Raw genomic sequence first — 9,159 nt, forward strand, 5'->3', positions numbered from 1 at the left:
AGATGGAAAAGAAATTAAAATTAACAAAAAAAGACCGTATTTCTATTTGGTGGCGTTCAACTTTCATTCAAGGTTCTTGGAACTATGAAAGAATGCAAAACGGTGGTTGGGCCTTCACATTAATTCCCGCAATAAAAAAATTATATAAGACTAAAGAAGAGCGTGCAGCTGCGTTGAAACGTCACTTGGAGTTCTTTAACACTCACCCATATGTAGCTTCACCAATCATTGGTGTAACATTGGCCTTAGAAGAAGACCGTGCAAATGGTCTACCAATCGATGATGTAACTATTCAAGGTGTTAAAGTTGGTATGATGGGACCTTTAGCTGGTATCGGAGATCCAGTTTTCTGGTTTACTGTTAAGCCAATTTTAGGGGCATTAGCTGCTTCTCTTGCTATAAGTGGTAACATACTTGGACCGATTATCTATTTCTTGGCTTGGAATGCCATACGTATGTCATTTATGTGGTATACACAAGAGTTTGGTTACAAAGCAGGCTCTCGTATTACCGATGATTTATCAGGTGGATTACTACAAGATGTTACAAAAGGAGCATCTATCCTTGGTATGTTCATTTTGGGATCATTAGTTAATAGATGGGTATCTGTTAAATTTATACCAACAGTATCATCCGTTAAGTTAAGTCAAGGTGCTTACATTGATTGGGGCAAACTTCCTGCTGGAGTAGACGGTATTAAACAAGCTTTATTGCAACAACAAGGTGGTTTGTCGTTAACTAATTATAAGATTACAACATTGCAAAATAACTTGGACTCATTAATTCCTGGACTTGCAGGATTAGCATTGACACTTATTTGTATGTGGCTACTTAAGAAGAAAGTATCCCCAATTATCATTATCCTTGGTCTGTTTGTAGTCGGTATTGTTTTCCACTTAATCGGTTTAATGTAATATTTTTTACTCAGCCTGGGCTTCTTAGCTTGGGCTTTTGTTAAAAAATAAATAAGTTAAATTTCATTTGCTTGATAGAAACAAATAGAAAACATATAATAGAAACAAATATGTGTATAAGTAGAAAAGAGGTAGATCATATGGTTCAATCACTTAATACAAAGGTGGATCTAATAATGGATGCAACAGCCTTTACTGGCCTTGCAGATTATGGAAAAATTATGATTGGTGACAAAGGTTTTGAATTTTATAATTCTCGTGATTCTCGCAAATATATTCAAATTCCTTGGAAAGAGGTTGACTATGTCATTGCCTCCGTATTACTAAAGGGAAAGTGGATTCCACGATATGCGATCAAAACGAAGAAAAATGGTACTTATACTTTTGCTTCTAAAGAAGCAAAAAAAGTACTTCGTGCTGTTCGAAAATATGTTGATCCAAATCATATGGTTCAATCATTAAGTTTTTTTGATGTGGTCAAGCGAGGGGTGCAATCGAAATTTAAGAAGGGTTGATAAATGATTTAAACTTTCAGAGATTAAGTTCATTGTGGAAGAAGGCTTTTCTATAAAAGAGGTTAATAAAGAGTCTTATATTCATGCAAATAACTTGTGTCGATGGGTTCAAAAATATATGTTGATACAGTTAGGAGAAAAAAGAAGGCAATAGAGAAGTATATAAGAAATCAGTTACAAGAAGGTATAGCAATATAAATTGGTTAATTTTTTGAAGTATAATAGTATATATTATATGATATAGACAAAACATATAATTTTTGGAGGTAAGAATATGTTTGATAAACATTTAAAGTTTGATTTAGAAAGTTGTACAAATTATTTAAAAGAATATGAGATAGAAGCTATGCAGCCTTTCGTAAATGAGGCTCATAATATGCTTCATAAAAAAACTGGACTTGGTAATGACTTTACAGGATGGGTTGATTTACCAACAAATTATGATAAGGAAGAATTTGATAGAATAAAAACATGTGCTCAAAAAATTAGAAAAGATTCAGATGTTTTGATAGTTATAGGAATAGGCGGATCATATCTTGGAGCTAGAGCAGCTATTGAAATGCTTTCACATACATTTTATAGTGATTTGCCAAAAGAAAAGAAAGATGGACCTATTATATATTTCTTAGGAAATAGTTTGAGTTCAACATATATGGCAGAGTTGCTTGAAGTTATAAAAGATAAGGATATTTCAATAAATGTTATATCAAAATCGGGGACAACAACTGAACCAGCAATAGCTTTTAGAATTTTAAGAGAATTACTTGAAAAGAAATATGGAAGAGATGGAGCAAAGGAAAGAATATTTGCTACAACTGATAAGAAAAAAGGCGCATTAAAATCTCTTGCAGACACAGAAAGATATGAAAGTTTTGTAATTCCAGATGATGTCGGAGGAAGATTTTCAGTACTCACAGCAGTTGGGCTTTTACCTATAGCTGCAGCTGGAATTGATATTGATGATTTGATGAAAGGTGCCGCAGATGCAGCAAGTCTATACAATAATCCAAAATTAAATGAAAATGATGCTTATAAGTATGCAGTAGTAAGAAATGTTTTGTATAAAAAGGGAAAGACTACAGAAATACTTGCTAACTTTGAACCATGCTTACACTATTTTGGAGAATGGTGGAAACAATTATATGGTGAAAGTGAAGGTAAAGATCATAAGGGTATATTCCCTGCAGCAGTAGATTTTTCAACAGATCTTCATTCTATGGGTCAATATATTCAGGATGGAAGTAGAAATTTAATTGAAACATTTATAAATGTAGAAAAGCCTAGAAAAGATATTAAAGTGAAATTTGATGAAGACAATCTTGATGGACTTAATTTTATTGCTGGCAAGACTATGGATTTTGTAAATCATCAAGCCTTTAAAGGTACAGTTTTAGCTCATAGTGATGGAAGTGTTCCTTGTATGGTTTTAAATGTACCAGAGTTGACCCCATATTATTTAGGACATATGATTTACTTCTTTGAGAAAGCATGTGGCATGAGTGGATATTTGATGGGAGTTAATCCATTTAATCAACCTGGAGTTGAAGAATATAAGAAAAACATGTTTGCACTTCTTGGAAAACCTGGTTATGAAAATGTGAAATTAGAACTTGAAAAACAGATATAGAATTTTTAAGTTAGAAAACCTATAAAGATTTTTATAAATTAACTGCTAAGTGTGTAAATATAATATATAATAAAAAGTGTTGTAATATATTTTTTATAGGTGTAGGGGGAGATTATTTGAAAAAGTATTTTATAAAAAGATTTGTAATATTTACACTTATATTTTTTGTGTTATATTTTATTAACCTGCAGGATAAAAATTTAGGATCAGTTTTTAAAATTATTGGCATTTCTTTATTGTCAGGTGGGTGTCTTGGAGGACTTATGGTTTTGCTAAAAGTTACCTTTGGAAAGATGGGACAAAAAAGAAATCAATAGTAAAGGAGAAAATACGTAAAATTATACGTTGTGGATTAGATGAAAATATTAGTAGATGCAGATGCCTGTCCTGGAAAGTCAATAATAGAAAAGGCTGCTAGAGAAAACAATGTGGAAGTTATAATGTACTGCGATATAAATCACGTTTTAAATAGCAATTATAGTACTATTAAGTATGTAGATGGGGGATTTCAAAGTGTAGATATGGTTCTTATAAATAAAGTTGAAAGTGGAGATATAGTTATAAGTCAGGATTATGGAGTAGCAGCTATGGCCTTAGGTAAAAAGGCCTATGCCATAAATCCTAAAGGGTATATATATGATGATAGTAATATGGATCAACTTCTTTTTGAAAGACATATATCTTCAAAAATAAGAAGGTCAGGAGGAAAAACTTTCAGCCCTAAGAAAAGGACAAAGCGAGATGACGAGAGACTTGAAAAAAATTTACTTAAATTAATATACAGGTGTAAGTCATTTTCAAAGAAATAACTAGTCAGTATGCTAGCCTATTTTTTATCAGACTGCGTCGGTAGAACCCTTAGATAGGATTCACTATCTGCGGAACCCGCCTCCTTGTCGGATAAAAAATATCCTTCGCATCTTTGACTTGTTATTTTCTTTTAAATGCCTAAGGATAATTTTTTACAAATGAGAATAGGATACTCCTTTTAAAATAGTTTATTTTTAAAGGGAGCATTTTTGATTTTAGCTAAGTCTCAATATTGTGATACATTGGTATATTCCAATTTATTCACCTAGTGTTAAATTATAATAAAAATATACAAAAAATACTATTACAGAATATGGAACTATAGTATAATGAATTTATGGGAATTAGTGCCTGGGAATATTATTTTACATGGGGGATGATGTAGATGAATGAACTTGCTATAGGCTGTAATCTAGAAAGTCCACAGGAGCAAAAATCAAAAATTATTATAAATATATATAATAACTTAAAAGAAAAACTTGTTTATAAGTATATGATTGGATGTAATGGAACCTGGAGTGTATTAAAAGATTTTACAGAAAGTGAGAATGTAGAGTGGACTCCGGAGAATGAAGGAAAGTATATATTAATGGTACAAGCTAAAAAGGTAAATGGAAGTAAAAGCTTTGATTATGTATCCAGGATGGACTATGTAATAGGGAAAGTGGAGGAAAAACTGATAACTGCTGTACATATGGATAAGAAGAAATTAAAATTAGGTGATAAATTAAATATAACGGTTAATACATCTAAAATGCCTCTTATGTTTAGATACTGGATAAAAATAAAAGATGAATGGGAAATGATAAAGGACTATTGTACTGAAAATACGCTTTCCTGGACAGTTAAAAGTGATGGGAAATGTCAAGTACTAGTAGAGTGTAAAAATGTAGATTCAAAAAACAAATACGATGACTTTAAAATTGAAGAATTTCAGGTGTTTCCTCTAAAAGAAATTAAGATAATGGATTTTAAGTGCCTGACTGGAGAAATTTTAGTAGATTCTGAACTTACTTTTCAAGTAGATGCACAGTATGATGTAGATAGAACTATACTTTATAAATTTTTTAAAATAAGTTCTAATGGACAGGTACAGTGTATACAAAATTATTCTACCAAGAGGACAGTAAGTTATGTGGAACATAAGAGCGGTGAGTACAAGCTCTTATGTATGGTAAAAGATATGTACTCCCAAAATAAATTTGACGATAGGGCTATGCTTAATTTTGAAGTTAAAAAGTACAGCAAAATTTATATAAAAAATTTTATTACAGATATAAATTATCCACAATTATGTGGAACAAAAGTAACTTTAAAGGCGGAAACTATAGGTGGAAGAGAACTTTTATACAGGTATATAATTTATGGAAAATCCAGTGAGGATTCTGGGTATATTCATTCTAATAGTTATGTTTGGGAAAGTAAGGCGCCAGGGGATTACAAGATAACTTTGATGGTGAAGGATAAATCCTTTCAGGGAAGTTATGAGGCTATGGAACATTTAAATTATGTTATAGATGAGAGAAGCGATGAACCTGTCAAAATTGAAAAAGTTTTAATGGATAAAAATAATCATGTGTTAATAAATGAAAATATTAATGTAGAAGTAGAAGCATCAGGAGGAGTAGATCTTAGATACTCATTTATAATAAGGGAAAAGGCAGCAGAGTTATACAAAATAAATTATTGTAAAAATAAACACATGAAATTTATTCCTAAAAAAGAAGGAAATTATGAACTGGAAGTTAGAGTAAAAGATAAATATTCAAAGAGAGAATATGACTGTCATTCCATAATAAATATAACGGTTCTAAGCTATATACCTGCTGCAATTGATTATGTGCTGTATCCATTAAGGGAGTATTATTTAGTAGGAGATAAAATTTCTATAAATTGTATAGTCCAAAATACAAGAAATGTGCTTATGAAATATGTGCTTAGTATAAATAATCACCAGGTGGAAGAGACGGATTTTGTGAGTGAAAAGACCTATGTGTTTATGCCAAAATACAGTGGTAGATATAAGGTGGATATACTTGCAAAAAATGTTAAAGGAACCAGAGAATTTGATTGCAAAAAAGAAGTTACAATTAAAGTAAATGAAGCACTACCTGTAACAAATACGAGAATAGCCTGTGACAATGCAGACTTTCTATGTAATAAATCAGTTATATTTACAGCTCATAGCGAAGGGGGTAAAGATGTACTATATGAATTTTATATAATGGAGAAAGGGGATTGGAATTTAGTTCAAAACTATAGTAAAAAAAATTACTATACATTTATTCCCTTTGAAAAAGACGAATACAAAGTGCTTGTACTTAGTAAAAGTCAGTACAATAAAGTGTTTTATGAAGATTATACCATATTTTCCTTTAAAGTTAATTGAATAGCTATAAAGTTATTATATATTAACACGATGAAAATAAGTAGATTATGTTTTTAAGCAGGTGAAAAAATGAGTGTAAATAACGTAAGTAATGAGAATCAAAATACAAATCTTCAAAAAGTACTGCAATATGAGATGATGACTCAAATATTTAAAGAAGCCTTTGGAGATTCTGATTCCTTTCAACTTGTAATGGAAAGCTTAACTAAAGCATTATCAGACAGCAGTGGAAATATTGACTTGTCTAAATTAAATTTGGGACAAGAAGATCTTAGTAAACTAGGATATGGGGCAGGCCAAAGGTTAAATACTGTCTATAATAGTGTGAAAAGTGACATACAGAGTGGATCTGCAAGTATTGATGAGGCAGTTCAAAATGCTTCAAGAAAATATGGGGTGGATGCTGATTTAATAAAGGCAGTTATAAAACAAGAATCTGATTTTAATCCGAATTCTACATCCGGTGCAGGAGCTGAAGGACTTATGCAGCTTATGCCAGGTACTGCTAGTGAACTTGGGGTCAGTGACCCATATAACATAGATCAGAATGTAGATGGAGGTACTAAATACTTGAAAGAAATGCTTAATATGTATGGAAACAACAAGGAACTTGCACTAGCTGCATATAATGCGGGTCCCGGTACTTTGCAGTCCAGGGGTGTTAGCAGTGATTCAGGTATTTCAAGATTACCTTATGAAACGAGAGATTATGTACAAAAAGTTATGAAATATTACGGAAAATAGTAGGATTTTCTCTAATGACATTTATATAAAATTGTAATAAATATTTCTTCATGATAAATACAGGATATTAGTAGAGTATATTAATATCCTGTATTTTTGTCCGATGGCTGCCTGCTCTAATAATTCTGTTAATAAGCATCATATGGAGTTAAAACTCCATATGATGCCAAGAACTATGTTTATGCAGTAATTAAATCAATTATCTGAATTTTAAGTTAAGAATTAAAAGTGAATAGTGAATGAAGATTTTTCTCCACTATGCTGTGAAAAATTTTAGCGAAAGAAAATTGTCCATAACTATTAATTCTTAATTATAATAGTATATTTTCTATAAATACAGAAAAGGGTATAATATATGATAGGAGGCAAAAATATGGATAGAATAGACAAGATTTTAGCAAATTTAGGTTTTGGAACAAGAAAAGAGATAAAAGCTGTAGTAAAAAATGGAGAAGTAAAAATAGATGGCACTGTTATAAAAGATAGTTCCATGAAAATAGATCCTGATAAAAGCACAATAGAAGTTGGAGGTAATGTTGTAGAGTACAAAAAAAACATATATTTATTAATGAATAAGCCTCAAGGAGTAGTGTCGGCAACTTTTGACAATTATGATGAAACAGTTATAGACATTTTAGAGCCTGAGTACCAGGCATTTAAACCATTTCCAGTGGGAAGGCTAGATAAAGATACGGAAGGACTTTTACTTATTACAAATGACGGTGAGTTAAATCACAGGATGATATCACCTAAAAATCATGTAGATAAAGTTTATTATGCCGAAATAGATAAATATTTGGATGAAAGAGATGTAAATAGGTTTAAAAAAGGAATACAACTAAAAGATGGTTATAAATGTTTACCCGGTAAATTACATATTATAGAATCGAATGAAGATGGTGCTAAGGTAGAAGTTACCATACAAGAAGGAAAGTTTCATCAAGTTAAAAGAATGTTTAATGCATTAGGAAAAAATGTAGTTTATTTAAAGAGAATAAAATTTGGACCTATAGAGTTGGATAAAGATCTAAATTTAGGACAATATAGGGAATTATCTAAAAATGAAATTGAAAGTATAAAAAGAATTTAAATATGAATTAAATTCAATCATAATTATATTAAATTTACAATTATATGTGCATAAATGTATCAGATTTTACTTGATATTTTATTTAAGTTTTACTATAATTAAGTTGCAAGGATAAATAAAAGGAATGAATAGCCCCCTTTTTATTTATGAGCAAAACAGTCCATGCCCCAATGGGCTGTTTTTGCTTTTTTGAATTTAATTATCTACAGAAGTTTAGCACTTAAAAAATTTTTAGGACGATAGTCCTTTGTATTATAAAGCCTTATGAATATTTATAGTAGAATTAATAGATTCCGATTTTTACTGGAAATTATATGAGTAAAATTTGCATAATAAAAGCATCCTTTTTATAATGGTTTTGCTGAAAACTAAAAATAAAAGGATGCTGATAAAATGAGTAAAAGTTATTTAAAACAGTTTCTCACTTATATTAACAGGGTATATGATATAGGTGAAAAAATCAATACCTTGAAAGATAAAATGGTAAGATCTCCAGTAAAAGTTTCAACAATAGCTTTCGTAGTATTATTTGGATTCATGCTTCAAATAAGAAGTTTCAATAGATTAGAACATTGGATTAAAAAGAATAAATTTAAAAAGGTATTACCTAAAAATACTAAAATGCTGCGCATTGACGCCGTTAGACGTTGCTTGAGTGATTTTGATCTTGATGGCTTAAAAAACATGAACAAACACATAATAAAAACTACTATGAAGAATAAAGTATTTAGAAATGGAACTATAGACGGTTTAAAAGTAGCCGCCATAGATGGTGTAGAATTATTTGATAGCATTAAAAAATCTTGTAAAAACTGTCTTACAAGGATTGATAAAAATGGTATAACTCATTATTTCCACAGGTCAGTAGTTTGTGCAATGGTTGGTTCTGATCCACATGTTGTCTTAGGTCAGGAAATGCTTGAACCTAAAAAGGATAGCTCTAATAAAGATGAAGGCGAAATTACAAGTGGTAAACGACTAATTAAAAAACTATATAAGGAATATCATCACTTTGCAGATATTATTGTAGCTGATGCTTTATATTGTAAGTCCACATGGGTAAAGGAAGT

General features: G+C 30.6%; 8 protein-coding genes and 1 pseudogene. All 9 read left to right on the forward strand.

From position 1 onward, the window contains the following. Positions 1-2 precede the first annotated feature (2 nt). Positions 3-914 carry a PTS system mannose/fructose/sorbose family transporter subunit IID gene (locus tag WY13_RS03555; protein ID WP_063554345.1) on the forward strand — a complete coding sequence of 304 codons (912 nt, stop codon included), beginning with the start codon at positions 3-5 and terminating at the stop codon, positions 912-914. A 140-nt stretch (positions 915-1,054) separates the two neighbouring features. Continuing rightward, entirely contained in the window at positions 1,055-1,429 is a 375-nt protein-coding gene (locus tag WY13_RS03560; RefSeq protein WP_063554335.1) for a DUF956 family protein, read from the forward strand. Between the two features lie 274 nt (positions 1,430-1,703). Then, complete coding sequence (locus WY13_RS03565; RefSeq protein ID WP_063554336.1) at positions 1,704-3,056, forward strand: glucose-6-phosphate isomerase; 1,353 nt, start codon at positions 1,704-1,706, stop codon at positions 3,054-3,056. A 116-nt stretch (positions 3,057-3,172) separates the two neighbouring features. Beyond that, complete coding sequence (locus tag WY13_RS03570; protein WP_063554337.1) at positions 3,173-3,373, forward strand: hypothetical protein; 201 nt, start codon at positions 3,173-3,175, stop codon at positions 3,371-3,373. A 39-nt stretch (positions 3,374-3,412) separates the two neighbouring features. Beyond that, positions 3,413-3,865: a YaiI/YqxD family protein gene (locus tag WY13_RS03575; protein WP_063554338.1), complete on the forward strand. Its 453-nt coding sequence runs from the start codon at positions 3,413-3,415 to the stop codon at positions 3,863-3,865. 386 nt (positions 3,866-4,251) lie between these two features. Next, on the forward strand, positions 4,252-6,255 hold the full coding sequence (locus WY13_RS03580; RefSeq protein WP_063554339.1) for a triple tyrosine motif-containing protein: 2,004 nt from the start codon (positions 4,252-4,254) through the stop codon (positions 6,253-6,255). A 69-nt stretch (positions 6,256-6,324) separates the two neighbouring features. Further along, positions 6,325-6,999, forward strand: a complete 675-nt coding sequence (locus WY13_RS03585) for a lytic transglycosylase domain-containing protein (RefSeq protein ID WP_063554340.1) — start codon at positions 6,325-6,327, stop codon at positions 6,997-6,999. Between the two features lie 373 nt (positions 7,000-7,372). Next, entirely contained in the window at positions 7,373-8,089 is a 717-nt protein-coding gene (locus WY13_RS03590) for a pseudouridine synthase (RefSeq protein WP_063554341.1), read from the forward strand. Between the two features lie 393 nt (positions 8,090-8,482). Beyond that, positions 8,483-9,159, forward strand: a pseudogene (locus tag WY13_RS03595) (transposase); the annotation flags it as partial.

Source organism: Clostridium ljungdahlii, assembly GCF_001636845.1.
GTDB lineage: Bacteria > Bacillota > Clostridia > Clostridiales > Clostridiaceae > Clostridium_B > Clostridium_B ljungdahlii_A.

What these genes read in the sequence shown, in the direction of transcription:
- WY13_RS03590 (WP_063554341.1), top strand. Translation starts at nt 7,373, where the DNA reads ATGGATAGAATAGACAAGATTTTAGCAAATTTAGGTTTTGGAACAAGA.
- WY13_RS03560 (WP_063554335.1), top strand. Translation starts at nt 1,055, where the DNA reads ATGGTTCAATCACTTAATACAAAGGTGGATCTAATAATGGATGCAACA.
- WY13_RS03565 (WP_063554336.1), top strand. Translation starts at nt 1,704, where the DNA reads ATGTTTGATAAACATTTAAAGTTTGATTTAGAAAGTTGTACAAATTAT.
- WY13_RS03575 (WP_063554338.1), top strand. Translation starts at nt 3,413, where the DNA reads ATGAAAATATTAGTAGATGCAGATGCCTGTCCTGGAAAGTCAATAATA.
- WY13_RS03580 (WP_063554339.1), top strand. Translation starts at nt 4,252, where the DNA reads ATGAATGAACTTGCTATAGGCTGTAATCTAGAAAGTCCACAGGAGCAA.
- WY13_RS03585 (WP_063554340.1), top strand. Translation starts at nt 6,325, where the DNA reads ATGAGTGTAAATAACGTAAGTAATGAGAATCAAAATACAAATCTTCAA.
- WY13_RS03555 (WP_063554345.1), top strand. Translation starts at nt 3, where the DNA reads ATGGAAAAGAAATTAAAATTAACAAAAAAAGACCGTATTTCTATTTGG.